This window comes from Synechococcus sp. PCC 6716, assembly GCF_022570815.1.
GTDB lineage: Bacteria > Cyanobacteriota > Cyanobacteriia > Thermosynechococcales > Thermosynechococcaceae > Thermosynechococcus > Thermosynechococcus lividus.
This window is the reverse complement of record NZ_JAKLTU010000001.1, coordinates 196859-222188: the sequence shown is the minus strand read 5'-3', so window position 1 is coordinate 222188 and position 25330 is coordinate 196859. Positions and strand designations below refer to the sequence as shown.

Below are 25330 nucleotides of genomic sequence, written 5' to 3'. Positions count from 1 at the left end.
CGTTAGGATAAAGATTGTGAAGAATCTTTACTCTAATGACACCGAATGGAACGATAAAGCCCGTTCTGGAGGCGAATGCTCAATTCAGCATTATAGAAGGGTAGTACAGGCTTTGCCGATAATTAACATTATTTAAGATGCTTGAATTCTTGACATGTTTATGGGGGTATAAATGCATATCTTTGCGCTATGATACCCATTGATTTGTTGCTGGTATGGGTTTGACAATGCCCTGTATCATCAGCTTTTGGGGCGATCGCCCCGCTTTGTAAACTATTTTAAGTTTTATGACGAAAGTAATTATTTATACACCGGATGCCCCAGCCCCCGTTGGGCCTTACAGTCAAGCGGTACAGGTGGGGGAGTGGGTCTTTTTGGCGGGGCAAATTGCCCTTGATCCGCAGACGGGGGAGGTTGTTGGTGGCGAAGATGTTGTTGCCCAAACCCGTCAGGTGATGCAGAACCTGAGTGCGGTGCTCAGGGCAGCGGGGAGTGACTGGTCGCAGGTGGTGAAAACAACAGTATATTTAGCGGACTTAAATGATTTTGCTGCCATGAATAGCGTCTATGGTGAATATGTTGACCCCGACACAGCTCCCGCACGGGCGTGTGTTGAGGTTTCACGTCTGCCCAAGGGGGTGAAGGTGGAAATTGACTGTGTGGCAATGGTTCCTAAAATGTCCTAACGGCAATGACGGATGCGCGAAAGTTATACTCTTTGCCCTCTAGTTCGACAGGGGTACCTACTTTGATGGCACTGTTCCCAAGGACAGGGCCACTGTTAGTCACTTGACCTTTGCCTTCGAGGGTGACTAAAAGATTGCTGCTAAAGGCCATTTCGGGGCGCGGGTCAGGTAGGGCTTTTACCGAGCCGTCGGGCTGCGAGACGGTGACGGTGCGGGGTAGCACTTGGACATTTTTGACTGTAATTTGGCCGTAGGGCTGGTTGCGGATAATAAAGTTTGCCGTACTGCCGTTGGGAATTAAGTCTTGGGGCGTTGGTGTACTTAAGCCCAACACGAGGATATCGACTTCTATGGGCTTGGCGGTGGTGATTTGGGCAAGGGAGGTGCCCGATCGCCCCGGCAACACAAACAAGCCCACAAGTACGCACAGCAGCACAACCCCGGCACCAATGTCTAGCAGACTGAGTTTGCCAAAAAGGCGGCCATAGCGATCGATCAACTGCATCCACGTTGCCCCATACCTGAGCAGCAACATCCTACCACAGGCATTACCCCGCTTGAGCGCTCCAAACCCAGACCTCCCCTTGGCAGCCACCAGCGGCAAGATAGTGCCCTAAGGGATGCCATGCCAGCGCACTCACATCCCCAGCATCTAGGAGTTGGCGGGGTTGCAACTGCTGCCAAAGACAGAGCCACCCTTCATCCCCGCTGGAGGCAAAGCCTTGGCCATTGGGATGTAGGCTCAGCGCTCGCACGGTGCCACGATGTAATTCCAAGACATTGGGTTGCCAACTGTCCTGTTCTGGGCTGAACTGCCAGAGGATGATCCCCTCTTGGGAGCTCGTGAGAAGGCGCGGCGCGATCGCCCCTAGGGTAGGACTCAGCCAGTTCAAGTTTCGCACTTTGCCGGGGAACCCCTGCATCTGCCATGGATACTGATCGCCCCATCGCCAGACAAAGAGGGTGTGATCCATGTTGCTGGCGGCTAGGTAGTCGCCTTGGGGCGACCATGCGAGATCCACAGCGGCGGACATAAACCCAAGGGAGAGGGGATCGGCATCCCAATCTGCCACCGCCCACACCTGAATCCCGCGGTAGCCTGCCACAGCTAAAGTCTCTCCCGTGGGTTGCCAAGCAAGTGCCAAAACGGAGGACTCGCCAAAGTCGAGGGTTGTGATCACCTCTGCGGCAGCCGCGTCCCATACTTGGACGTAGTGCCCCAAGCTAAAGGCCACCCATGGGTGGTGCGGGTGCCATGCGAGCTGATCGATCCACACTGAACCATAATTCAGGAGGTGACGGCGATCGTCTCCTTCGTGCCAAGCGCCGATGATCAGCCGTCCTTGCTGGCCAGCCGCCGCCCAGCGATCGCCTGCGACCGCAAGCACATCAAGGCTTTGCTCGGTTGCTGGTTGTAGGATCACCTGTTCCCCTAACAGCGGATCAATCTGATACACATCCCCTGCGGCAGAAGTAGCTAAAAGATAGCGATCGCCCCACGCCACGGCGGTAACGTAGTCCTGAAGTTGGGTCTGCCCCAACAGGGTTAAGGTGGCCATGGGGTACCTCCCTTAGTGCAGGGTGTCGTAGTAGAGTTGCAGCCCAATAATCATACCGAGCATGGCAACAATAAAGAGGCTGATGAATAGCCAATGCCGCTGTACCGTTACCGCAAAGAACTCCCCATAAATACGATAAAGGCGGTCAATAATCCCCTCGGCTTGGCCAACGGCTTTTTCCCGCTGCATGAGCCAGTCAGAGTATTGCTCCTGCCAAATATCCAGTTCATCCTTATAGTTGGCCATGTCCTCACGAAAGGTGGCCAACTGCGCTGGGGTTTGGGGAATGGCTGGTTCAGTGGGTTGCTGCGGTTTGGCGGCCTCTAGGGCGGGGGTATAGTACTGACGAATTCCCGGAAAGTAGCAGGACTTAAAGAGTTGCACCCCAGTACAGCGGCAGGTGGCAGGGTCATGGCTCTCGTTGGGATCTGTCCAGCACGGATCTAGGGCAACGTCTTTACCCATTCCCGTAATGGTGACAAACGCTTCAAACGGCCATTTGGTGAGCGTGAAGACATTCATGACTTGGCCGATGGGGTTCATCTGCGAGGGGGCAATGATGCCGCCGCCAAAAGTGACTTGAGGAATAATAAATAGGATGAGGAGCAGCGGGGCGATCGCCGTGTTGGGGGACAGCGCCGAGACCAGCAACCCCATCACCATCCCGCCAAAGGAGGCTAGGAACATCGTTAGCCACAGTTGCAATTGAGTGAGGCTATCTCCCGGAAAATCAATAGCAATGTTTTTGAATAGCAGAAAGGCCGAGGCTTGGTACAGCGCCAGCAACAACGCAAGGGTAATTTTAGAGAAAACGTAGGCACCAATTTTTAAGCCAACAAGGCGCTCCCGCCGGTAAATATCGCGCTCCTTGGCAATTTCGCGCATCGTGGTCAGGTTCCCCACCATGACCGCCACCAGTGCCGTTGCAAATAACATGGTAATGGCAGAGGCCGCATCGCCGTTGCGAATATCAAACAGATACCGATCCCAGACAATTAAATCCAAAATGCCGATAATGAACGGGATTGAAAAGTTCAGGATTAGGCTCACCCGATCTCGCAGGAGGATAGCGGCCTCCCGCTGCAACAAGATCCAGTACTGCCGTAGGCCAGACACGGCATGGGTGTGGCTATGCCCCCGACGGAGTACAGCGTGTGGCGCGTCGTTCAGGTGGCAGATAACATCTTTGTGGCGATCCAGCACATAGGTTTTATACTGGGGAGATTTCAAGTAGAGTTGCTGCCATTCCTCGGGGGTTCGCTCCCGCTCGATGAGGGGATAAATATCATTAAAGGACTGCACCCCAAAGTAGGCTGCCGCTTGATCCGGCGGTCCAAAATACGCCACGCGCCCCCCCGCCGCTAAGAAGATCACGAGGTTACACAGTTTGATGTTTTCGGTGACGTGGGTAATGAGAACAACGGTGCAGCCATCATTGGCTAGACCCCGCAGCAAGCACATGACCTCTGCTTCGGTGCCCGGATCCAAACCGGAGGTGGCCTCATCTAGAAAGAATAAGCTGGGTTTGGTCAGCAATTCCACACCAATAGAGACCCGCTTGAGCTGACCGCCACTCAAGTTTTTGATAGGGACATCGCGGCGATCGCTCAAGCCCAAAATGGCCATGACCTCTACAACCCGCTGCTCACGCTCACGGGGAGTTACATCGGCAGGCATCCGCAACTGAGCAGCAAAGTTCAAGGCTTCTGCCACGGTTAATTCTTTGTGGACAATATCTTCTTGGGGGACGTAGGCAAACTCAGACCGGTAGGCATCAAAATGGCGGTAAAGGTCGTTGCCGTTAATGAGAACCGTACCACTGGAGGCGGGGGTAAAGCCTGTCAGGGCTTTGAGAAGGGTGGACTTACCACAACCACTGACCCCAGCAATGACCACAAACTCGCGGGGCAAAATCGATAGGGAAATATCGTGCAGCAGTTTCTTGTTACCTTTAACAACTTTTTCAAGGCCAAAGGCATCGAGGCGAATGCTACCCGCTTCGTTGTCAACGGTAATGGTTTCGTCAATGTTGATTTGCAATAGGTAGGGACCAATGCGCACTTTATCGCCAACCCGTAGGGATTGGGGTTTGGTGAGCCGCTTACCGTTACAAAAGACTCCATTAGAGGACCCCAGATCGCTAAGGACAATGGCGGTGCCTTGGCGCTCAATTTTGGCATGGTGCCGCGAAATTTGGGGGTGGTCGATTTGAATATCGTTATCCTCACTCCGGCCAATGCGCAGAACCGTTTTCCCTTGGAAGTGAATCGTTTTTTGCAGAATCTTAACGGGGGATTGGCGAAACACTAATTTGACGTTAGCGCCAATAAAAAATGTGTCGCCATCCTCGAGATGTTTATGGTTGACGGGGCGATCGCCAAAAAGCAACCCTAATTTACTTCCTAAATCCTGAATGGTGTAGCCTGTATCAGTTTTACTGATTTCAAAATGGTGCCGCGAAATGGTGGGATAGGAAATGACAATTTCATTGTGGGGCGATCGCCCCGCTCGCATTCGCGGTTGACTTAGGCGAATCTCTTGGACTGACGCTGGCGTTGTAATTTGTAAAACTGGCCACTCTTCATCGGGGGCTAAAATTGTTGCTGCATCGCTCTGAGATGTCATGGGACACACGCTCAACGCACGGATAAACAGGTCTCCTTTACGGTAGCAACTGCTCCGATAAGCGTGTGGGTAGTTATACCAAGCCGTTACGAAGTGCAACAACCGCCGCTTGAACGCGATCGTCCACGGCCAGTTTATTTAAGATACCCCGGACATGGGTTTTAATCGTATTGGGGCTGAGGAACAGCTTGCCCGCAATTTCTGGGTTGCTATAGCCCTCCACCATTAACCGCAATACATCCAACTCCCGCGGAGAGAGGGAATGCTCAAGTTGGGGATGAACTGGACGCAAGTGCTGAATCACGTGGCGGGCAATTTGTGGATCTAGGTAGGTGGCTCCCTCGCAGGCAGCGGCGATCGCCGTCACTAATCGCTCCACTGTAACCCCCTTAATACAATAGGCATCAGCGCCACTAGAAAGGGCAGCAACTGCTTCAAGGGCGGACTGATGGGACGTGAGCATCACCACATGAATCTCTGGTAACTCTTGCTTAATGCGCTGCGTTGCCGCAATCCCATCTAAGCCAGGTAGGCCAATATCCATGACCACAACATCCGGTCGCAGCTCTCGTGCCAAGCCCACACCGCGATAGCCATCCTCAGCAAAGCCCACCACCGTAAACTGCCCTGCTAGAGACTGCTCTAGCCCCAACTGCATCATGGGGTCGTCTTCCACAATCAGAATACGCAGCACGATAGCCTCCACAGTGAGATGGCGGGCAGGAACGGGCTAACTCAACCTAAACCAGACACATTCAAGCCACCAGTCAATTCTTCCATCCGTTCTCGCATGGTGGCGGTGGACTTCTGGTAGGCATCTTTCATCGCCGCAGTCACCAGATCAGAGAGAACCTCTGCCCCTTCGCTGAGCAGTTCGGGGTTGATTTCCACCCGACGCGGCTCTTGGGTGCCGCTCATAATCACCTTGACTGCTCCCCCCGCAGCTTGACCCTCAATATCCATTTGTTCAAGGTCTTCTTGGAGTTTTTTGGCGCCTTCTTGAACCTGCTGTGCTTTTTGGATGGCCGCGGCCAACTCTTTCATTTTGCCCAGACCAAAGCCAAATCCTTGTCCCTGTGCCATATGGTTGCCTTTATCGATAGCGAACTATTGCCTGCTATCTTATCAGCAAGTGAGAAGCTAGGTAAAATGCGGGTTTAGCCACGGCAGGAATAATGGGTAATGGGGTTGATGCTCTTGGGGAATGCTCTGCGCCGCTACTGGCGTTATCTGGCGCTGTTTTGTATAGGGGTGCTCCTTGCCCTCGTGGTGCTGAGCCAGTTGCGCTCCAGTCCGTTGGTGACCACGCCCCTAGAGCCGCTGCCGCAACACCCCCAGATTGCGGTGCATATGAATCACTCCCAAGCCCATCGCTATCGGGAACCCTATCGCCCCTACACCCGCGACGGCGAAGATCTCGAAGCCATTCTTATCGAAGCGGTTAAGGCAGCGCGTACCCGTATTGATGTAGCTATCCAAGAGTTTCGGCTGCCCCATTTAGCCAAGGCACTGGCCGCTAAACAGCAAGCGGGAGTGCCGGTGCGAGTGATTATGGAAAACACCTATACCGAGCCGTGGGCAGCCTATACCCCAGCGATGGTGAATCGGCTGGATCCGCGAATGCGGCAGCGCTATGATGACTGGCACGCCTTAGTGGATACCAATGGCGATCGCCATCTTAGCCCCCAAGAGCTAGCGGAACGCGATGTTTTGACGATTTTTGATCAGGCTCACGTGCCGTGGCTCGATGATACTGCCGATGGCTCAAAGGGCAGTATGCTCATGCACCACAAGTTTATGGTGATTGATCATCAGCGGGTGGTGGCCACAACGGCAAACTTTACCCTCAGCGATATTCACGGCGATCTAGGCCGACCGGAAACCCGTGGCAATGCCAACTCGCTACTGGTCATTGACAGTCCGGCGGTGGCGCAACTATTTACCGAAGAATTTAACATCATGTGGGGGGATGGGCCAGGGGGCAAGCTGGATAGCCACTTCGGCGTGCAAAAGCCCCTCCGGCCAACGCGACAGGTACAGGTGGGGGATGCGATTGTGGCGGTGCGCTTTTCTCCGACCTCGCGATCGCGCCCGTGGGCAGAGTCCACCAATGGTCTGGTTGGCCGATGGCTGGCCAGAGCACGGCACGCCATTGATCTGGCTTTATTTGTCTTTTCAGATCAAGAGTTGTCTAACGTGCTTGAGGCACAACACCAGCGGGGAGTCACCATCCGTGCCCTGATCGATGAGGATTTTATCTACCGCGATTTTAGTGAGGCGCTAGATATGCTGGGGGTGGCCATGGCGAACACGGCTCAAGCGGGGCGCAGCCAGTGCTACTACGAAGCGGGGAATCGACCTTGGCAGACTCCCCTGACGACCGTGGGAACCCCAACCCTTCCCCAAGGGGATAAGCTGCACCACAAGTATGGACTGATTGATCGTCAGACCGTCATTGTTGGCTCCCATAACTGGTCTGAGGCGGCCAATCGCGGCAATGATGAATTCCTGCTGGTGATTGAGCACCCGACCGTTGCGGCTCACTACGAGCGAGAGTTTGAGCGGCTCTACGCCAACAGCCGTTTAGGATTGCCCCCCCAAGTGCGCGATCGCATCGCCCAACAACTGGCCAAGTGCGGCGGGGTCATTGAAACGCGCTCCCCATCGAGAACCACTGGCAGCAGTACCCCCAAGATAAATTTGAATACCGCCACCGCGGCTGAGCTACAAACCCTACCCGGGATTGGCCCCAAACTAGCGGCAGAGATCCTGAAGGCACGGCAGAAAAAACCCTTTACATCTTGGGCAGAGGTGGACGCCGTTCCGGGGATTGGACCTAAACTCATAGAGCGGCTGCGAGAGCACGCCACATGGTAGCCCCCTCACGCAGGCTGATGCTCTCAAGCAGCCTACAGTCGCCGAATGGCATCAATCAATACTTCAGGTGGCTGAACCCCTTCCCACCGCTGCACTTCCTGACCACGGTAAAAGAGTAGGAGCGTAGGTAAGGACTGAATCCGGTACTGGCTTGCTAGTTGTGGGTAACGTTCAGAATCTATCTTAACGATCTCAACCGCTGTTTTAAGATGCTGCTTCACCTGATCAAGAATTGGCACCATCATCCGGCAGGGGCCACACCAGTCTGCATAAAAATCAATGAGGAGTGGCTGGGAGGTATGGGAGATCAGATCATTGAAGCTGCTAAATTGTCGTGTTGTGGCCATGGCATTATCCTTAGGACAACCTTTATGTTCCATGTTAGATGCCAGCCAACTGACCTGGGGCTAACTCCCCATCGGCAACTCCAACCCCGTGGTTAGGTACTCCTGCTAGGTCGCTTGCCGTTAGCGTTGAGATTGTCACCACCAGCAAGAGGTTGCTGCGCCGTTGCTACTTTAGGCACGATCAAACCAGAGAATCTTAATCACGCTACCGCCAACCAGAGTCACTAACCCAACAATGAACGCCCACAACCTTGCATCAGTGGTTTTCTGTTGACTGCGTAGCTCGGTAATATCGTCCCGCAGTTTAGAACGTAATGCCTCCACCTTGTCATCTAGCGCTTTAATTTCAGCCGTACAGACAACAAAAGACAACAATCGACAGCTAGGGTACGCTAAGTTATGGATCAAGGTCTTGCCCCTTTGCTCCCCATGATAGGGTGAGATAACATCACTCAAAATATAATGCCCTGTCCTATACTTGAGTGTGCTTGAGAGCCTATTCCGCAGCGTTTGCCATGTCCACCCTTGTTATTGTTGAATCGCCCACCAAAGCCCGTACTATTCGCAAGTTCTTGCCCGCGGACTATCGCGTTGAAGCCTCCATGGGACACGTTCGGGATCTTCCCCGCAGTGCTGCCGATGTACCCGCAGAACTTAAGGGGGAAGAGTGGGCGACCTTGGGCGTGAATGTGGCCGCAGGCTTTGAGCCACTGTACATCGTCCCTAAGGATAAGCAAAAAGTTGTTAAGGAACTAAAAACAGCCCTTGAGAACGCCGATGAGTTACTCCTAGCAACTGATGAAGACCGCGAAGGGGAAAGTATTAGTTGGCACCTGCTGCAACTTCTCAACCCTAAGGTGCCCGTACGGCGCATGGTCTTTCACGAGATTACCGATGAGGCGATTCAAGCTGCCCTCCGCAATTGCCGCGAGGTGAACCAGCAACTCGTGCGCGCCCAAGAAACGCGGCGAATTCTAGATCGCCTAGTGGGGTACACCCTATCCCCCCTGCTGTGGCGCAAAATTGCCCCCCATCTGTCGGCGGGGCGGGTACAGTCTGTGGCGGTGCGCCTACTCGTGCAGCGGGAGCGGGAGCGCCTAGCCTTTCGTAAAGGTCAGTTTTGGGATCTCAAGGCGGTTCTTGATCAGCGGGGAACCCTATTTCCAGCGCGGCTTGTGAGTGTGGGTGGGCAGCGGGTGGCTACGGGCAATGATTTTGATCCGGCCACTGGGCAACTGCGTCATCCCAACGCTGTCCTGCTGCTGGATGAGGCTGCGGCTAATGCCCTGCGCGATCGCCTCTTGACGGAAACCTGGACGGTTAGCGAACAGGAAGAGCGCCAGCAAACCCGCAAACCTGCTCCCCCTTTTACCACCTCTACGCTGCAACAGGAGGCCAACCGCAAGCTGCACCTTTCAGCGCGCGAGACAATGCGGATTGCCCAAAAGCTTTACGAGGAGGGCTATATCACCTATATGCGTACCGACTCGGTGCATCTGTCGGAGCAGGCGATCGCCGCTGCCCGCAGTTGTGTTGAAACCATGTACGGTAAAGCCTTTCTTTCCCCCCAGCCCAGGCAGTACACCACCAAAACCAAGGGTGCCCAAGAAGCCCACGAAGCCATTCGCCCTGCTGGCAGCCAGTTCCGCACCCCCCAAGAAACAAACCTGCGGGATCGCGAACTAGACCTCTACGAACTGATTTGGAAGCGCACCGTTGCCACCCAAATGGCCGATGCCCGCCTCACTCTCTTAACGGTGTCCATTACTGCTGGCGATGCCCTCTTCCGGGCCCACGGCAAACGGATTGATTTTGCGGGCTTTTTCCGTGCCTACGTCGAAGGCTCCGATGACCCCGATGCTGCCCTCGAAAGCCAAGAAGTGGTTCTGCCGCTGATGCAGGTGGGAGAGATTCTGCGCTGTCAAACCCTCGAAAGTGTGGGGCACGAAACGCAGCCTCCGCCACGCTACACCGAGGCCAGCTTAGTCAAAGCTCTAGAACAAGCAGGAATTGGCCGCCCCAGCACCTATGCCACCATCATTAGCACCATCCAAGACCGAGAGTATGCCCTGCGTCGGGGCAATGCACTTGAGCCAACCTTTACGGCCTTTGCGGTTACCAGCCTCCTTGAAAAATACTTCCCCGACTTAGTGGATATAAACTTTACTGCCCGGATGGAGCAAACCCTTGACGATATTTCTACCGGCGAGGTAGAGTGGCTGCCCTACCTAGAATCGTTCTATTTGGGGGAGCAGGGTCTAGAGCAGCAGGTCAAAGAGCGCGAGCGCACCATTGAAGCGACAGAAGCCCGAGCGATCGCCCTGCCGGAACTGAACGCTGAGGTGGTGGTGGGTCGGTTTGGACCGTTTATTGTTTACCCAAATGGCAATGGTAGCGAACCCATCAAAGCCTCCCTTCCCCAAGATGCAACCCCCGGAAGTCTGAATCGTGAACAAATCGAGCAACTGATCCGCCAAAAGCTCGAAGGCCCCGATAAGCTGGGGGTACACCCAGAGACAGGCGAACCCATCTTTTTGCTCACAGGGCGATTTGGCCCCTACGTACAACTGGGGGAAGCTACCGCCGAGAACCCCAAGCCCAAGCGCGCCTCATTGCCTAAAGGGGTTAGCCCCGATGAAGTGACCCTCGATTTGGCAGTGACCCTTTTATCATTACCGCGCACCCTTGGGGTACATCCAGACTCCGGCAAGCTCATTCAAGCGAATCAGGGGCGATTTGGCCCTTACATTGTGCTAGATCCCGATGGCGAGAAAGAGTACCGCTCCCTCAAAGCCGAAGATAGCGTCTATACCATTACCCTTGAGCGGGCGCTGGAACTACTGGCGATGCCAAAGTCAACCCGTGGCCGCGCCAAAAAGCAAGTTCTTGCGGTGTTAGGCAACCACCCTGAAACCAATGAGCCCGTGCAAATTTTTGATGGTCCCTACGGCCCTTACGTCAACCACGGTAAAGTGAATGCCGCGTTGCCCGATGGTGTGAGTGTTGAGACCATAACCCTTGAGCAAGCCCTGCCACTGCTTGCCGCTAAGGCACCGCAAAAGACCTCGCGGCAAAGGGGGGGTGCAACTGGCACAGCCGGGAAAACCCGAAAAACTAAAAGTGCACCTAAAACAACAAAAACAACAAAAACGGCCTCGCGTAAGCGGGGGTCTGCCTAGCGCCTGTGAACCATCCCTTCACTGCGGAAACGTACCTTTTTGAGCCAGCACACCCCAACAGTGATGCATTACAGGTGATTTATGGCTTTCCCAACACCTACAGTGTTGGCATTACTAGCTTGGGCTATCAGCTGGTGTGGGCCACCTTAGCCCGCCGCCGAGATGTTGCCGTCAGCCGCCTATTTACCGATGTGCACGAACCCCTCCCCCGGCATCCAGAGTTGGTGGGGTTTTCTCTCTCGTGGGAACTGGATTATGCAAATCTGTTGGCGCTTCTAGAGCAGTTAAACATTCCTATTTGGCAGCGCGATCGCCACGAGGGGCATCCCCTTATCTTTGGCGGCGGGCCAGTGCTAACGGCAAATCCTGAACCCTTTGCCGACTTTTTTGATGTGATTCTCCTAGGGGATGCCGAACCCCTGTTAGAGCCATTTTTGACCACCGTTGCCCACGAACGAAGCGCACCTCGCCAGACGCAGTTACACCGTCTTGCTCAGGTTCCCGGCCTCTATGTTCCCAGCCTTTACACCGTTACCTATACCAGCCCCAGTGGTGACATCAACGGGATTGAACCCACCCAGCCCTCTGTGCCGAGAGTGGTGCAAAAACAAGTCCATCGGGGACACACCTTAGCCGCTTCGACTGTGGTGACCCCTCTTGCAGCGTGGGAGAGCATTTACATGGTGGAGGTGGTGCGCAGTTGCCCAGAACTGTGTCGCTTTTGCTTGGCAAGCTATCTCACCTTACCCTTTCGCACCCCCAGTATCGAGACGCTGATTCCGGCGATTGAGCGCGGCTTGGCAGTGACCGATCGCATTGGCCTGCTGGGTGCCTCTGTGACCCAACATCCAGAATTTGTTGCCTTGATGGACTACCTAAGCCAGCCCCAATTTGCACAGGTGCGTCTGAGTATTGCATCGGTACGCACAAATACGGTGACAGAAGCATTGGCGCAACTGCTGAGCCAGCGGGGTACCCATTCCCTGACCATTGCGATTGAAACGGGGTCTGCCCGTCTGCGGCATGTGATTAACAAGAAACTCGAGACTGAGGAAATCCTCGCAGCTGCCACCCACGCTCAAGCGGGAGGACTCAGGGCGCTCAAATTCTACGGCATGGTGGGGTTACCCACAGAAACCACTGCCGATGTTGAGGCCACGGTGGCTTTATTTCAAACCCTCAAGAAAACAGCGCCGCGCTTACGCTTCACCCTTGGCTGTAGTACCTTTGTTCCCAAAGCGCAAACACCGTTCCAGTGGTACGGGGTACAACCCTTGGCGGAGAAACGTCTTAAGTTTCTCAAAAAAGAACTGGGGAAGCTGGGGGTGGAGTTTCGTCCAGAGTCCTATAATGATTCCCTCATTCAAGCCTTGCTTTCCCGGGGCGATCGCCGCTTGGCACCGTTGCTAGAGCGCGTTCGCCATTATGGCACGTCTTTGGGCAGCTATCGACGCAGCTTTAAGGAGTTGCAGGGGCAGCTTCCTGAGCTGGATGACTATATCTGGGCTGATTGGCCGCAGGATAAGGTTTTACCGTGGCAACATCTCCAAAGTGGGTTGCCGGCGAACACCCTTGCTAAACATGCGGCGGTTGCTTTGCAGGTGTCTTAGGAGCTCAGAGGCTAAGGAGTTTTAATGACACGGCAGGCTAAATAACGGCCAATGCCATAGCCCAGCCACTCTAGGTCTTGCGGTGTTAAGTGAGACTGGGCTTCCTCTAGTTCGATGGTTTGCGTTCCGGCTCGAATGATCATCTTGGCAGTCACTTGTTCCCGCTCGCCATCGCGGTTGCGATAGAACCCCTTGGGCTGCACTTCCACCTGTTCGATGGCAGCTACGGGAAGGACTTTAGACCGCTGCCAGCGCAGCCCTAAAATATGCTGGTGAAATCGCACCTCTGTTGGGGTAATGGCGAGCACTTGGGAGCCAAACAGGATATAGAAAATAGTGCCAATGAGTCCCAGCCCTACCGCCAAGTGCCCCGTGGCAAAAATGGCCATGAACCAGTTACCAGCAGAGAGCGCCAAGGTGTACCACACCACTAAAAACCCATTCCATGCCACGGCAAAGGGGATGAGAAATAACAGACTGATGTTAAACCCTATGGGTGGCACCTGAACAACCACACCTTGGGCGGTCTCCTGCACCCGTAAGCGGCTGCCGTAGGGCGGCTCTCGTAGGGTGGCGGGGATGCTCACCTCGCTCAGTCGCTGTAGGGCAGAACGTGCTGCCGTAGCCGAGCTGAATCGATGCTCAAGGGAGGGTTCTACCAGTTGCTCTAGCCACCGAATCAAGGGAGGACTCAGGGCAACAACCCGTTGAAACTCAAGGTGCAGATTGTGTTGGGGGAGTTGATCGGGGGGGATACCACTGGCCAGATAAATGAGGGTCATCCCCAACGCGTAAAGATCCGTTGCTGGAACAGTTTTACTGCCAAATTGTTCCGGTGGCATGTAGCCGTAGGTCCCAACAACGGTGCGGGTCGCCCCAGAGATCGCTGTCTGAACAGCACCAAAATCAATGAGGTAAACGTTTCCCAGCTCGTGGCCCGAGCGATCGCCCAAGAGAATATTGGTTGGCTTAATATCCCGGTGAATCACCGGCGGTTGACGGGKGTGCAGATACACCAAAATATCCAGCAGGCGATCGGCCAAGGTTTCGAGATCCGCTTCACTAAAAACCCGCCCCGCTGCCAGCCATGCAGCAAGGGACTGGGCTTCGATATAGGTTTGCACCAGTGCAAAGCCCCGTAGGACTGGGGTCTCCACGTCGAAAAAATCTAGGTACCGTGGAATGCCCGGATGGTCAAGGGTTTGTAAAACCGCTGCCTCCCGCTCAAACAGCTTGAAGTCATCCCACGTCATATCTAGGCCAAACAGTAATAATTTGAGAATGACTTGCTCGTACCGGTGCCGATCTAAGGCTAAGTAGGTGCGTCGTCCTGGATTGCGCCCTAGCTCTCGAACCAACTCGTAGCGATCTTTCAGAACTAGCCCAATCAATTGCTCCACTGCCACACTCCTAGAGGGGCGATCCCACCCTTATCTTAGCGGTGAAGTTTGCGGCAGTGGGCAAACTCGAAAGCCCACAGACAAGCTCTGTAGCATCCGCACCAAGGCAGTATTCACCTGTGTCGATAGGGGTTGAGCTTGGATATGACTGGGGACGGAAAACAACTGCACTGAGCGTGACAGCAGATCCGTCTAGTATGAGGCGTGTGTGCCCAGGCTGTTGGTGGGTTATAGAAACCGGAGGGTTCGGGAACCGGATAAAACTTCGCTCGTTCACGACGGGGATACAGAACGGTTCCCGCGCCTACGGCAGTAGGGAGAGTCAGCCTTGACATTCTTCGATATACCGTTTCACTGTCTGGGCTGAAACGTTCCCGGTAGTACCCCAATAATAACTGTGTGCCCAGAGTTGGGATTTTTCATGCAGGTTTTTGAGATGTGGAAATTCCATTCTGAGCCGTCTTGAACTGTACCCTTTCATGATGTTCGCCGCCTGAGAAGCTAGCACTTCTCATACGGTTGCTATTCGCGTAAATCGGCATCTATAATAACTGCATACCATCTTAACCCAATGATGTTTTTAGCCGTCCAAAAAGATGTTTTTCAACCTGACAAGCAGCTTGCTCAGTTGCTTACTGAGTTAGCGCGTCTTGCCAACAATCTCTACAACCAAGGCGTGTATGAGTCTCGGCAATACTTCTTTGAGCAAGGACGGAAACCGTTCAAGGTTCTGAAGTATGACGACCTCTACGCAAAACTGAAGGAGAGTGAAAACGGGAAGCTGTTACATTCTCAGGCTGCACAGCAAGTGTTGAAATCTGTGAATGAGGCGTTCAAAAGCTTCAAATCACTCTCAAAACTGTTCAAACTGGGGCAGTTCGACCATGAACCAAAATTGCCGCGATACCGCACCAAAGGCGGGTTGTATCAAGTCGTATTCACGGGGCAATCCCTGAAAGTAGAGAAAGGCTTGATTCGAGTTCCTTTGGGCAACGGTGGAAAAACTACAGTTGGAAGAGATGCGTTCTACATCCCGTTACCAGAACGATTAAAGGATGTGCAGAACCGAGAACTGCGATTCATTCCGACGAATGGGCAGTGGGTTGTTGAGTATGTTCACTTTACGATGGACAAGACTGCTCAATGCTGCAAATTGTGTCCTGAGAACGTTTTAGCGCTTGACCCAGGACTGAATAACCTCTTGACCGGCGTGACAAATACTGGACTTGCCTTTGTGCTGGATGGTAGAGGGTTGAAATCTCGAAACCAATGGTTCAATAAGCAGGTTGCCAAATTCAAATCGATTCTGACTCATGGCAAGTCATCCATGAAGGGCGCGACCTCGAAGCGAATCCAACTTAATACCCATAAGCGAAATTGCTACGTGCGAGACTACATCAACAAAGCAGCACGGTGGGTCGTCAACTTCTGCTTGGAAAATGACATCGATACGATCATCTACGGTCGAAACAACGGGCAGAAAGATGAAATCAATTTGGGTGCAAAAACGAATCAGGAGTTCGTGCAAATTCCGCACTACAAGCTGTTTGGACGAATTAAGCAGCTTTGTTTAATTTTCGGGATTCGATTAGTCGAAACCGAAGAATCGTATACGTCTCAAGCCTCGTTTTTTGATAATGACTTCTTGCCTACGTTCGGTGAAAAACCTGAAGGGTGGAAGGCATCAGGAAAACGAGTTCTTAGAGGTCTGTACCGAACTGCGCAAGGATGGCTCATCAATGCAGACTGTAATGGAGCCTGCAATATCATGAGAAAGGTAAGCACAAAGCTCAATATCGATTTGAGTGGAGTGTGTAGAGGGGCTGTGGCAGCCCCTTCTAAGGTCAAGTTAGGGCAGATTGGTTTTGCTCTAGCCTAACTTAGAGAAGCCTCGCCGTTCCACGGCGGGGAGTGTCACCAGGAGGCATGTTGATGAATTGTCCCCACGATCGCAGCCAGGGAAAACCTGTCAAAGTGCTGACATTGAAAAGCCTCCTAGTACCCCAGGCGCTCGAACGACTCAATTCTCAGGCAGACTATCAATTTTGTAGCAGCGCCAATTGTCCCATTGTCTACTTTTCAGCAGAGGGAGACACGTTCACCACCAGCGATCTGAAAGTACCTGTGTTTCAAAAAGATCCCGCTAAGGAGGTGCCGGTTTGCTACTGTTTTGGCTGGACGCGCCAGCGGCTTCAACAAGATCTGGAACAGCAGGGGCAAACTTTAGCGATCGCTGCCCTTACCGCTCACATCCAAGCCGGACGCTGTGGGTGCGAGGTCAATAACCCCCAGGGGAGTTGCTGTCTGAAAAACGTTCGCGATTATCTGAGTGGGCGACAGGAGTAGCACTATAATCTGACCCCATGACCAAACTCACGCTGCAACGCCACCAAATCTAGTTTTACTTCATGGCTCTGGGGCTGGGAGCTTTGTGGGGCTGGCAATCACCCTGAGGCGGCTAAAGGATTATACCAATTTGATTTTTCAGCTGCCGTATTGTCCTGGGGTCAACCCCATTGAGCGGGTCTGGCGAGACCTCACATGGGATTTAGCTTGGGTTCGCTTTGATGATATCAGTCAGCTCCAGCACGCGATGACCCAATGGGTCTGTCGTCTCTCTACGTGGGTTCTGCGATCGCTGACTCAATGGAATTAGATTGTCGATGCTCTATCTATATGGAGCAGGTATCTAGAGAATTGATATGAGCGGTGAACTGGTACCGCTGGTGGGGGTGGTGTTGGGGATCGCTGCCAATGACCAATTTGTCATGTAAGTCGCGACAACAGCTCGCTACGTCTATCAACTACGGTGGTTGTTGCGTACCTACGGCGGCAGGGGCACCGATCGCGCCGTTAGTTGATCCCCCAAACGGGTTAACTCTGTCCCTGCACCCGCCAACAGGAGACGGTCCCCAGCCATTAACTTACAGTCCGGCGCAGGCTGAGAGAGGAGGGTTCCCTCCCGGCGTAACGCACGAATGGTCACAGTGTCTGGTAAATGCAGATCGGCAATGGTCAGATGCCGCTCATTAATTTGACTGGGCAACATCAGCCACAGAAACGATGTTTCGCCCTGAGGCACACTCACAGTGCCGCTAATCAGCGATTCAAAGGCTTTTAGCTCTGAGGGCTGGCCGATGATCAACAGGCGATCGCCCGCTTCTAGGCAGGTTTCACCACTAGGATAATCTACCTCTGTGCCATCTTGACGCACAATGGCCAGCAGCGTTACGCCAGTGAGCTGACGCAGTTGGATTTCCGCCAAGCTCATTCCCCTCACCGGCGAATCATCAGGGAGCAGGTACCAGCGACTGTTCATGTCCTGTGCTGCTTGGCGCAATAACCGTGCTGTCTTATCTGGCGAGGTATCGCCCCGCAAGTTTTCATAGTGGCTTTCACGCACCTGTTGCACCTGTTGCTGGATAGCACGCTCACCCATGCCAAAGGTAAAGAACAGGTGGGCGGCTAGTTCCAAACTGGCTTCAAACTCCGGCTGAACAACTTCCCGTGCCCCCAACTGGTAGAGCAGTTCAATATCGCGATCGCTATTGGCACGGACAATCACATCCAGCTCCGGCGCAAACTCAAGGGCACGCTTCAAACACAGGCGGGTAGTCATACTATCCGGCAGGGCGATCGCCATCCCTAGGGCTGCTTCCACCCCAGCCTTTGCCAGAATCGTGGCACTGGCTGCATTCCCATAGATATAAGGCAACTCCGCAGCTTTCACCTCATTGATGACACTCTCACTTTGCTCAATCACCAGAACCGGGTACTGTTGGTTTTGCAGCAGCGTGACCAAGCTTTTACCCACTCGACCATAGCCACAGACAATCACGTGATTGCGTTGGGGCAACTCCCTTAAATCCATCCCCAAAATCTCGTCCTCCTTGAGGACTTGCCGCAACCATGGTAAGTCTAACAGCAGCGGCACCAATTTCAGCAAAAAGGGTGTAACGACCAAGGTCACCGCCGTTGTGCCCAACGTCAGAAGGTAAACTTGCTGAGACACTAACCCTAGCCCCCGCCCCGCCGTCAGCAGCACAAAAGAAAACTCCCCAATTTGCGCCAAGCCAATCCCCGCCAGCAGTGAGGTTTTCCACGTATAGCCAAAGAGCTTCACAATCGGGGTTGTAATTAAAAACTTACCGACAATCACCAAGCTCACCAATTCAATGATCAGATCCAGATGCTGCCAGAGAAAGATAGGATCGATGAGCATCCCAATTGAGGCAAAAAAGAGGGTTGTAAAAATATCCCGAATCGATTCCACGTAGTCAAGGGTTTGGTCAGCGTACTCCACCTCAGAAATCATCAAACCGGCAATAAACGCGCCAATTTCAATCGATAGACCCAGATACTCCGTAAGCAGCGCAATCCCCAGACACAGCGCCACCACCCCCAACAAAAACAATTCCCGACTTTCGGTTTTCGCCAGCAGGCGCAGCAGGGGAGGCAATAGCCAAATCCCCGCCACCACCGCTCCCACGGCAATCAGGCCAATGGTTAGCACAGCTTCTCCCACCGCCCAGCCCAACTCCTCAAGGGGCTTATCCAAGGCAGGTAACACAGCCACCATTAGCCCTACCGCCAGATCCTGCACCACTAACATCCCCAGCATAATCTGGCCTTGCAGGGATTCTAACTCGTTGCGATCCATCAAGCTGCGCAGTACCACTGCGGTTGAGGACAACGACAGCACTGCCCCCAAAAAGATTCCCTGACTGGCAGAGGTCACCCAACCCACCCCCACCGAAATCAACGTTGTAACGGCGATCGTCAGCAGAATTTGCAACGTGCCACCGCCTAAGCTAATGCCCTGTACCTTTTTAATTTCACCCAGGGAAAAGCTAACCCCCAAGGCAAAGAGCAAGAATGCGACCCCTAACTGCGCCAAGGCTTCAACTTGGGGGACTTCCCGCAGCAGCCCAAGCCCCGTTGGCCCCACCAGCATTCCAGCGAGCAGGTAGCCAAGGAGAATAGGCTGTCGTAGCAAGGCCGCCAGCACCCCACCCACCGCCGCTGCCCCCAGCACAACACCGAGGTCAATGACGAGGCGAAAGTCTTCATTCATCCAAGGGTTCCTAAGGGATCAAGTCTAACAGTTGTAAGACCGCGGCAAAGCTCTCAGTATATAGCACATCCTGCCCCCAGCGTTGCAGTTCTTGGCTCAGGAGCAGCTCAGCAGTCTGATCCGTTAAGGGAGTCACATGGTAGGTACGGCACATCTGAGCACTGCCGCCCGATTCCATGCGCATGCAGCCACGTGTCTCCGAGCAAATAATCGTACAACAATCTGCCTCTGGATTGCTAGAGGTGAGTTTGAGATCAATTAAGTCCCCCAGAACTAAACCGCTGTCGCCGGTGGGAATGCCTGCTAACTCTGCTTTAATCAGCCGCTCATCTGAACCCACCAGTTCAATGTGGTAAAGGTCATAGTCGCCACTTTCGAGGGTGACGCGACGGGGTTGCCACTGTAAGCGGGACGCCAGCCACCCCAGATACATTAATGCTTGGGCAGGATTGCCTTTTTCGTAGTCAATCACGACCTGATCAATCTCCTTGACCGCTAGCCGTCGTTCCGGTGGGTCAAAGGCTTCAGCCGCTAATTCTTGCCATGCCCCCAGTCGCCGCCAGTTTAGATCGGTAATTGGCAATCCTTGCTGCAATAGGTCAGCAAGGGTACGAAATGTGCTAGTGGGCACCAGAAACTCACTAGAGTCAACAATAATCCGGCTAAATTTGGGGGCAAGGGTTTGAAACAGATCAAGGTTATGTTGCAAATCCCCTTTCCACCAGAGGAAGCGGGGTAAGTCGCGAATGACCAAGGACTGCAAGAGTGGCTCAACCCGCGCAAAGGCGGTATGGGTTCCCTTAAGGGTAATGTACTCGCAGCAGATCAGGGAACTGCGGACTTTTTTATTAATGGGACAGTAGGCGGCCACTTGGGCGGTAATACCCGTATCGTCGCCAAGGGTTGGGCACAGGGCAATGACGCGACAGGGATTTTGACTGGCGATCGCGTCGGCAACACTGCCACCGCGCACATCCATGGCATAGCGATCCGGACGAGTCATCCCTTTAGCCGCTTGGGCGGCGTATTCTTGCTGTAGGATCTGGCGTAGCTCGGGGGACGGTCGGCCGGTAATGGGCAACCCGTAATCTTTTTGCGCCGATCGCAGGGCTGCTTGCATCCGCGGCCCCAGAATGCCATCAATTGGACCGCTGTAGTAGCCCAAAGCGGCAAGAAGTTGTTGCGTATCGTCCGCTTCGTAAACAACGAGGGTAAACGTTGTAGCTCGCACTGCTGCAGGGGCATTGCCATCTCCCCCATGGCTGACCCAGATTTGGCTGAGGCTGTGTTCAATATCATCAAGGGAGACATCAACTGGATCTTGAAGGGCGACAAGGGGCGTAGATTCGCTGGACATAACTGAAGTACCTGTATTACGTCGATTCGATTGATTAAGGAGTGCCTAGGGGGTGAGCCTTTTACATGTCTATGATTTCTATGATGCGTAATTTGGCCGCCATCTATCCTACAGGCGTCGCCAGCGACGACCGTCAGCGTTAATCATCGCTTCGGCGGCATCCGGATCCCATGTCCCCGCTTCGTAGGTGGGAATTAACGCCGGATCGCTAGGCGCTTCCCAAGCGCTCAGGACAGGCATCACCACCTGCCACGCCGCTTCCACTTCATCTGCGCGGGTAAAGAGGGTTTGATCCCCAAGCATACAGTCTAGTAACAGGCGGGCGTAGGCATCAGCAGTGGCCATACCAAAGGACGCCCCATAGCTAAAGTCCATTTCCACCGTGCGCGATCGCAAGTCAGCACCGGGCATTTTGGCCTCAAAGCGTAGGGCAATGCCCTCGTTGGGCTGGATGCGCATGGTCAGGATGTTCGGGTTCGTCTGGCGCGCCGCTGACTGAAAAATCAAGAGGGGGACTTGGCGAAATTGAATCGAAATTTCCGTTACTTTTTTTGCAAGGCGTTTGCCGGTGCGCAAATAAAAGGGCACCCCCTGCCAGCGCCAGTTATCAATGAGCAGCTTCAAGGCGACGTAGGTTGGGGTGGTGGAGGTGGCACTGACTCCCGGCTCTTCGCGGTAGCCCACCACGGGCTTACCCTTCATCCAACCAGCACGGTATTGCCCCCGCACCGCACAGGCATCAAGGTTATCGAGATCCGCCAGTCGAGTGGCCTGTAGCACCTTCACCTTTTCGTTGCGAAGGCTGTCGGCATCAAGGGCATTGGGGGGTTCCATCGCCGTCAGTGCGAGTAGTTGGAGCATGTGGTTTTGCACCATATCCCGCAGGGCACCAGAGGTTTCGTAGTAGCCTGCCCGGTCTTCTACACCAACGGTTTCAGCCACGGTAATCTGGACATGATCGACGTACTGCCGATTCCAAAGTGGCTCAAAAATCGCATTGGCAAAGCGAAACACCATCAGGTTTTGGACGGTTTCTTTCCCTAGGTAGTGGTCAATACGATAGACCTGCTCTTCTTTACAAACGGACTGCACCACTTGGTTGAGGGACTGGGCAGAGGTGAGATCGCGACCAAAGGGCTTTTCAATGACTAGTCGCCGCTTTTGGGGGTTGGTTAACAGCCCTGCCGCCCCAAGTTGCTGAATGCCTTCCACAAAAAAGTTAGGAGACACCGCAAGGTAAAAAACATAGTTTCCGCGGGTCTGCCGCTTTTCGTCGAGATCCGCAAGCAAGCCCTTAAGTTTGCTATAGGTGTTCGGATCGTCCATATTCCCGGCACAGTAGTAAAGCCCTTGGGCAAACTCCTGCCAGAGGGGTTCCGCTTGGATGCCGCCGCCAAATTCCTCCACTCCCTTGCGCAGGTGCTCCCGGAAATAGTCGTCACTCCAGTCCCGACGGGCAACGCCAACAACAGTGATCTCGGCAGGCAGGCGGTGTTCTAACTTGAGTTGATAAATCGAGGGAATCAGTTTGCGTTGGGTGAGGTCGCCAGTCGCGCCAAAAATCACCAAAATAAGTGGCTCTGGGGTGCGTTCTTGACGTAAGCCTACCCGCAGCGGATTTTCAAACAGCGTGACCATGAGTTAAACCTGTAGGACAGTTGTGTTGGCATCGGCTTTCTGAATAAAGGATTCCACGAGTTCTACATTCTGCTGACTGCCGATAATGAGGGGGGTGCGCATGTGCAGATGGTTGGGCACAATATCCAAAAGGGGCTGAGTGCCATTGCTGGCTTTGCCTCCCGCTTGCTCTACTAAAAAGGCAATGGGGGCAGATTCGTAGAGCAGCCGCAGTTTACCCTCGGGATTTTTCTGGGTGCCGGGATAAAGAAAAACCCCTCCCTGCATAAGAATGCGGTGGATGTCTCCCACTAAGGCACCGCTATAGCGGGCACTGTACCCCGGCTGGCGATGGACATGGCGGACATAATTGCGAATGGATTCATCCCATGCCCAGAAGTTGCCTTCGTTAACGCTATAGATGGAACCGCTGGCAGGCATTTGTAGGTTTTCAATGGCGAGGATAAATTCCCCTAGGCTGGGATCTAAGACAAACACATGGGTGCCCTTGCCAATGGAATAGACCAGCATGGTACTTGGGCCATAGAGAATGTAGCCCGCTGCAATTTGCTTGTGGCCGTTTTGGAGTAAATCTGCAGCATTGCCATCCAGATCATTCCCCTCTTGCTGGCGAATCGCAAAGATGGAGCCAACGTTGAGGTTGATATCCACGTTGGAAGAGCCATCTAAGGGATCGTACAGGAGGGTATAGCGACCGATGGGGCAGTTTTCAGGAATGTAGTAGGGCGTTGCCATTTCTTCTGAGGCAAGGCGGCAGACTAAGCCACTTTGCTTGAAGACGGAAATAAATACTTCGTTGGCGTAGAGATCCATTTTCTTGACATCTTCGCCCTGAACATTCACTGCCCCTGTAAATCCGAGCACTCCCTCCATTAAGCCAGCACGGCTAAGGCGGCGGGCAATGAGCTTCCCTGCTAGGGCAATCCGATTCATGAGGGCGCTGAGGTCTTGGGCAGCAGCATCAAAACTTTGCAGTTGCTGCAAGACGTGACGAGATAGGGTACGACAATCGCGATCAAGAGTTTGTTCGTGGGTGTCGGTTGGGGATTCGGCCATGAGACCCTCCCTACGTGGAGATGCATCTAGCCCCCATCGTAAAAGTTATTTTTCAGGAGAATGTAACTCTTTAGAACAACTAAAGATTCTGTGGGCTTACGACGGCGATGGCGTGCCAACCGTGGTGTTGCTGAGTGTGGCTATGAATTACCCTCATCCCCAACCCTTCTCCTTGGGGAGAAGGGAGCTAAGAGTCTTGTGCCCTCTCCTTTGCGAGAGGGCTAGGGTGAGGGCGGCAGAAGACTCAAACCCGAAAATCATACGTCTATTCAGCAACGCCCCAACCGTTATTTGATGATTGGTTGCCATCGGAGACGTGAGGTTCCTTAAGGGTGCCTGCACCCACTACACTGTAAGTGATGAGTTCGTCAGGCAATGTGGGCTTGGCCTTCTGTTGTGGGGGCGATCGCCCAAGTAGTGAGGTAAACCATGATTGAAACGATCGCCACGGGAATTTGGGCATTTTCGGCGCTTGGCTTAATTGTACTAGTGCTACTCCATAGTCCTAAGGGGGATGGCTTGGGGGGGATTGGCGGTCAGGCGCAGTTATTTACCAGTACCAAAAGCGCTGAGACAACCCTTAATCGTGCCACTTGGACCTTAACGGTGCTGTTTATGGCGCTGACGGTTGCCCTGAGTGCAGGGTGGCTGCGGTCACTATAGCCACTAGAGTCTAGGTATTTGAGGGTTCATCGAGGGATAACCATGGCCACAGCCACGTGGAATAACGTCATTCTTGCCCAGAGCGATCGCTACGAAGTGGTGGAAGGCAACATCTATTTTCCGCCGGACGCTTTGCATCAGGAGTATTTCCAGCCCAGTGATACCCATACGGTGTGCGGCTGGAAAGGAACCGCTAGCTACTACCATGTTGTGGTAAATGGCAAGACCAATCGGGATGCGGCGTGGTACTACCCCGATCCCAAGCCAGCGGCGGCCAATATTAAGGGGTATGTGGCGTTTTGGCGGGGAGTGCAAGTCACCCGCTAAGACGCTTCGCTGAGGGGAGGAATGCCAGCACGGTCCAAAATTTTAGGAATCAGATCCTCGCGGCGCACGGCCATCAGGTGAATGCCTTGGCACAGCGATCGCGCCTGTTGGATGTGCTCTGCCGCAATGGTGATGCCTTCATCAAGGGGGTCAGTCGCCGCTGCGAGGCGATCGATAAGATGCTGAGGGATAGAGGCACCCGGCACCGCCCGGTTAATAAACGCTGCATTCTTGGCAGACTTCAGCAGAAAAATCCCCGCTAAAATGGGTCGTTCACAGCCGGCAGCCACTTGGGTCATAAACTTTTCGAGGCGATCGAAATCCGTAATTAACTGGGTTTGGAAAAACTGCGCCCCCGCCTTTAGCTTCTTTTCAAAGCGTTGCTGCAACCCTGACCAGCTTGGGGACTGGGGATCCAACGCCGCACCTGTAAAAAACTGGCTGGCACCGTCGGGCAGCGGACGGTGCTCGCTATCCATCCCCTGATTCAGTTGCTGGATGAGGTGGAGTAACCGCACCGACTCCAGATCAAACACGGGGCGGGCGTGGGGATGATCCCCAGCTTTTACGGGATCCCCTGTCAATGCCAGCAGATTGCGAATACCGAGGGTGGCAATGCCCATTAAATCTGCCTGTAGGGCAATGCGGTTGCGATCGCGACAGGCCAGTTGGCAAATGGGTTCTAAGCCATGCTGTTGCAATAAATAGGCTGCAGCCCACGAACTCATCCGCAGTACCGCTCGGCTGCCATCGGTCACATTCACGGCGTGGACTCGCCCTCGCAGGTGTGCCGCTTGGCGCAGCATTGCTGCTGGGTTGGTGCCCTTGGGAGGACACACCTCTGCTGTAATTAAAAAATCACCCCGCTGGCAGGCAGCTTGGAAAGACGAAACAGTCAAGGGAGGTTAGACACAATGCGACTAGGCCACTAT

23 protein-coding genes are annotated in these 25330 nt (G+C 53.8%); 9 read left to right on the top strand and 14 right to left on the bottom strand.

Annotated elements, in window-relative coordinates; all coding sequences use genetic code 11:
- The first annotated feature begins 287 nt into the window (after positions 1 to 287).
- Complete coding sequence (locus L5220_RS01060) at positions 288 to 686, top strand: RidA family protein (RefSeq protein WP_448515505.1); 399 nt, start codon at positions 288 to 290, stop codon at positions 684 to 686.
- Here L5220_RS01060 and L5220_RS01055 read toward each other — a convergent pair.
- From L5220_RS01055 to L5220_RS01035, 5 genes are all read right to left on the bottom strand, one after another.
- Positions 673 to 1221, bottom strand: coding sequence for a DUF4330 domain-containing protein (locus tag L5220_RS01055; RefSeq protein WP_227517300.1), 549 nt, complete (start codon positions 1219 to 1221; stop codon positions 673 to 675). The genes L5220_RS01060 and L5220_RS01055 overlap by 14 nt on opposite strands.
- 13 nt (positions 1222 to 1234) lie before the next feature.
- Positions 1235 to 2245: a WD40 repeat domain-containing protein gene (locus L5220_RS01050; RefSeq protein WP_499571066.1), complete on the bottom strand. Its 1011-nt coding sequence runs from the start codon at positions 2243 to 2245 to the stop codon at positions 1235 to 1237.
- 12 nt (positions 2246 to 2257) lie between these two features.
- On the bottom strand, positions 2258 to 4870 hold the full coding sequence (locus tag L5220_RS01045) for an FHA domain-containing protein (protein ID WP_499571064.1): 2613 nt from the start codon (positions 4868 to 4870) through the stop codon (positions 2258 to 2260).
- A 73-nt stretch (positions 4871 to 4943) separates the two neighbouring features.
- Positions 4944 to 5564, bottom strand: a complete 621-nt coding sequence (locus L5220_RS01040; protein ID WP_227517299.1) for a response regulator transcription factor — start codon at positions 5562 to 5564, stop codon at positions 4944 to 4946.
- 41 nt (positions 5565 to 5605) lie between these two features.
- Complete coding sequence (locus L5220_RS01035) at positions 5606 to 5953, bottom strand: YbaB/EbfC family nucleoid-associated protein (RefSeq protein WP_099798900.1); 348 nt, start codon at positions 5951 to 5953, stop codon at positions 5606 to 5608.
- Positions 5954 to 6052: 99 nt separating this feature from the next.
- On the opposite strand from L5220_RS01035, the gene L5220_RS01030 reads away from it, so the two are divergent.
- The gene (locus L5220_RS01030) at positions 6053 to 7747 is read left to right on the top strand and encodes a DUF655 domain-containing protein (RefSeq protein WP_499571062.1); all 1695 of its coding nucleotides are present in this window, start codon (positions 6053 to 6055) and stop codon (positions 7745 to 7747) included.
- 32 nt (positions 7748 to 7779) lie between these two features.
- Here the strand turns inward: L5220_RS01030 and trxA are convergent, their stop codons facing one another.
- Both trxA and L5220_RS01020 read right to left on the bottom strand, forming a co-directional pair.
- On the bottom strand, positions 7780 to 8094 hold the full coding sequence (gene trxA / locus L5220_RS01025; RefSeq protein WP_448515407.1) for a thioredoxin: 315 nt from the start codon (positions 8092 to 8094) through the stop codon (positions 7780 to 7782).
- Between the two features lie 171 nt (positions 8095 to 8265).
- Complete coding sequence (locus L5220_RS01020; protein ID WP_448515406.1) at positions 8266 to 8466, bottom strand: hypothetical protein; 201 nt, start codon at positions 8464 to 8466, stop codon at positions 8266 to 8268.
- 143 nt (positions 8467 to 8609) lie between these two features.
- Here L5220_RS01020 and topA point away from each other — a divergent pair, with 143 nt between their 5' ends.
- Together topA and L5220_RS01010 are read left to right on the top strand one after the other, a co-directional pair.
- On the top strand, positions 8610 to 11273 hold the full coding sequence (gene topA, locus L5220_RS01015; protein ID WP_499571059.1) for a type I DNA topoisomerase: 2664 nt from the start codon (positions 8610 to 8612) through the stop codon (positions 11271 to 11273).
- A gap of 5 nt (positions 11274 to 11278) precedes the next feature.
- A complete protein-coding gene (locus L5220_RS01010; RefSeq protein WP_099798897.1) occupies positions 11279 to 12883 on the top strand; it encodes a B12-binding domain-containing radical SAM protein in 1605 nt (534 codons plus the stop codon).
- Positions 12884 to 12894: 11 nt separating this feature from the next.
- On the opposite strand, the gene L5220_RS01005 is transcribed toward L5220_RS01010, so the two are convergent.
- Together L5220_RS01005 and tnpA are read right to left on the bottom strand one after the other, a co-directional pair.
- Positions 12895 to 14283: a serine/threonine protein kinase gene (locus tag L5220_RS01005; protein ID WP_499571057.1), complete on the bottom strand. Its 1389-nt coding sequence runs from the start codon at positions 14281 to 14283 to the stop codon at positions 12895 to 12897.
- Positions 14284 to 14605: 322 nt separating this feature from the next.
- Positions 14606 to 14791 carry an IS200/IS605 family transposase gene (gene tnpA / locus L5220_RS01000; protein ID WP_448514922.1) on the bottom strand — a complete coding sequence of 62 codons (186 nt, stop codon included), beginning with the start codon at positions 14789 to 14791 and terminating at the stop codon, positions 14606 to 14608.
- A gap of 63 nt (positions 14792 to 14854) precedes the next feature.
- Here tnpA and L5220_RS00995 point away from each other — a divergent pair, with 63 nt between their 5' ends.
- The 3 genes from L5220_RS00995 (at position 14855) to L5220_RS00985 (ending at position 16939) form a co-directional block, all read left to right on the top strand.
- Entirely contained in the window at positions 14855 to 16162 is a 1308-nt protein-coding gene (locus tag L5220_RS00995; protein ID WP_499571055.1) for an RNA-guided endonuclease InsQ/TnpB family protein, read from the top strand.
- Positions 16163 to 16215: 53 nt separating this feature from the next.
- Positions 16216 to 16629: a putative iron-sulfur cluster-binding metallochaperone gene (locus L5220_RS00990; protein ID WP_499571053.1), complete on the top strand. Its 414-nt coding sequence runs from the start codon at positions 16216 to 16218 to the stop codon at positions 16627 to 16629.
- A 130-nt stretch (positions 16630 to 16759) separates the two neighbouring features.
- Positions 16760 to 16939, top strand: coding sequence for a hypothetical protein (locus L5220_RS00985; protein ID WP_499571051.1), 180 nt, complete (start codon positions 16760 to 16762; stop codon positions 16937 to 16939).
- Between the two features lie 168 nt (positions 16940 to 17107).
- Here L5220_RS00985 and L5220_RS00980 read toward each other — a convergent pair whose 3' ends face one another.
- From L5220_RS00980 to fbp, 4 genes are all read right to left on the bottom strand, one after another.
- Positions 17108 to 19357 (bottom strand): monovalent cation:proton antiporter family protein, encoded by a 2250-nt coding sequence (locus tag L5220_RS00980; RefSeq protein ID WP_448527480.1) that lies wholly within the window; start codon positions 19355 to 19357, stop codon positions 17108 to 17110.
- Between the two features lie 10 nt (positions 19358 to 19367).
- Positions 19368 to 20714, bottom strand: coding sequence for a glucose-6-phosphate dehydrogenase assembly protein OpcA (gene opcA, locus L5220_RS00975; RefSeq protein WP_499571049.1), 1347 nt, complete (start codon positions 20712 to 20714; stop codon positions 19368 to 19370).
- 108 nt (positions 20715 to 20822) lie between these two features.
- The gene (gene zwf, locus L5220_RS00970) at positions 20823 to 22352 is read right to left on the bottom strand and encodes a glucose-6-phosphate dehydrogenase (RefSeq protein WP_499571047.1); all 1530 of its coding nucleotides are present in this window, start codon (positions 22350 to 22352) and stop codon (positions 20823 to 20825) included.
- Positions 22353 to 22355: 3 nt separating this feature from the next.
- Positions 22356 to 23408: a class 1 fructose-bisphosphatase gene (gene fbp, locus L5220_RS00965; protein WP_448514678.1), complete on the bottom strand. Its 1053-nt coding sequence runs from the start codon at positions 23406 to 23408 to the stop codon at positions 22356 to 22358.
- A 429-nt stretch (positions 23409 to 23837) separates the two neighbouring features.
- On the opposite strand from fbp, the gene secG reads away from it, so the two are divergent.
- Complete coding sequence (gene secG, locus L5220_RS00960; protein ID WP_448514677.1) at positions 23838 to 24071, top strand: preprotein translocase subunit SecG; 234 nt, start codon at positions 23838 to 23840, stop codon at positions 24069 to 24071.
- Positions 24072 to 24113: 42 nt separating this feature from the next.
- The gene (locus L5220_RS00955; protein ID WP_099799140.1) at positions 24114 to 24398 is read left to right on the top strand and encodes a DUF427 domain-containing protein; all 285 of its coding nucleotides are present in this window, start codon (positions 24114 to 24116) and stop codon (positions 24396 to 24398) included.
- Here L5220_RS00955 and L5220_RS00950 read toward each other — a convergent pair.
- The gene (locus tag L5220_RS00950; RefSeq protein WP_448514676.1) at positions 24395 to 25297 is read right to left on the bottom strand and encodes a methylenetetrahydrofolate reductase; all 903 of its coding nucleotides are present in this window, start codon (positions 25295 to 25297) and stop codon (positions 24395 to 24397) included. The two genes, L5220_RS00955 and L5220_RS00950, sit on opposite strands and share 4 nt — an antisense overlap.
- Between the last annotated feature and the right edge of the window lie 33 nt (positions 25298 to 25330).

What these genes read in the sequence shown, in the direction of transcription:
- fbp (WP_448514678.1), bottom strand. Translation starts at nt 23,408, where the DNA reads ATGGCCGAATCCCCAACCGACACCCACGAACAAACTCTTGATCGCGAT.
- opcA (WP_499571049.1), bottom strand. Translation starts at nt 20,714, where the DNA reads ATGTCCAGCGAATCTACGCCCCTTGTCGCCCTTCAAGATCCAGTTGAT.
- L5220_RS00995 (WP_499571055.1), top strand. Translation starts at nt 14,855, where the DNA reads ATGATGTTTTTAGCCGTCCAAAAAGATGTTTTTCAACCTGACAAGCAG.
- trxA (WP_448515407.1), bottom strand. Translation starts at nt 8,094, where the DNA reads ATGGCCACAACACGACAATTTAGCAGCTTCAATGATCTGATCTCCCAT.
- L5220_RS00990 (WP_499571053.1), top strand. Translation starts at nt 16,216, where the DNA reads ATGAATTGTCCCCACGATCGCAGCCAGGGAAAACCTGTCAAAGTGCTG.
- L5220_RS01060 (WP_448515505.1), top strand. Translation starts at nt 288, where the DNA reads ATGACGAAAGTAATTATTTATACACCGGATGCCCCAGCCCCCGTTGGG.
- L5220_RS01030 (WP_499571062.1), top strand. Translation starts at nt 6,053, where the DNA reads ATGGGGTTGATGCTCTTGGGGAATGCTCTGCGCCGCTACTGGCGTTAT.
- L5220_RS00980 (WP_448527480.1), bottom strand. Translation starts at nt 19,357, where the DNA reads ATGAATGAAGACTTTCGCCTCGTCATTGACCTCGGTGTTGTGCTGGGG.
- secG (WP_448514677.1), top strand. Translation starts at nt 23,838, where the DNA reads ATGATTGAAACGATCGCCACGGGAATTTGGGCATTTTCGGCGCTTGGC.
- zwf (WP_499571047.1), bottom strand. Translation starts at nt 22,352, where the DNA reads ATGGTCACGCTGTTTGAAAATCCGCTGCGGGTAGGCTTACGTCAAGAA.
- L5220_RS01045 (WP_499571064.1), bottom strand. Translation starts at nt 4,870, where the DNA reads ATGACATCTCAGAGCGATGCAGCAACAATTTTAGCCCCCGATGAAGAG.
- L5220_RS01055 (WP_227517300.1), bottom strand. Translation starts at nt 1,221, where the DNA reads ATGTTGCTGCTCAGGTATGGGGCAACGTGGATGCAGTTGATCGATCGC.
- L5220_RS01050 (WP_499571066.1), bottom strand. Translation starts at nt 2,245, where the DNA reads ATGGCCACCTTAACCCTGTTGGGGCAGACCCAACTTCAGGACTACGTT.
- topA (WP_499571059.1), top strand. Translation starts at nt 8,610, where the DNA reads ATGTCCACCCTTGTTATTGTTGAATCGCCCACCAAAGCCCGTACTATT.
- L5220_RS01035 (WP_099798900.1), bottom strand. Translation starts at nt 5,953, where the DNA reads ATGGCACAGGGACAAGGATTTGGCTTTGGTCTGGGCAAAATGAAAGAG.
- L5220_RS00955 (WP_099799140.1), top strand. Translation starts at nt 24,114, where the DNA reads ATGGCCACAGCCACGTGGAATAACGTCATTCTTGCCCAGAGCGATCGC.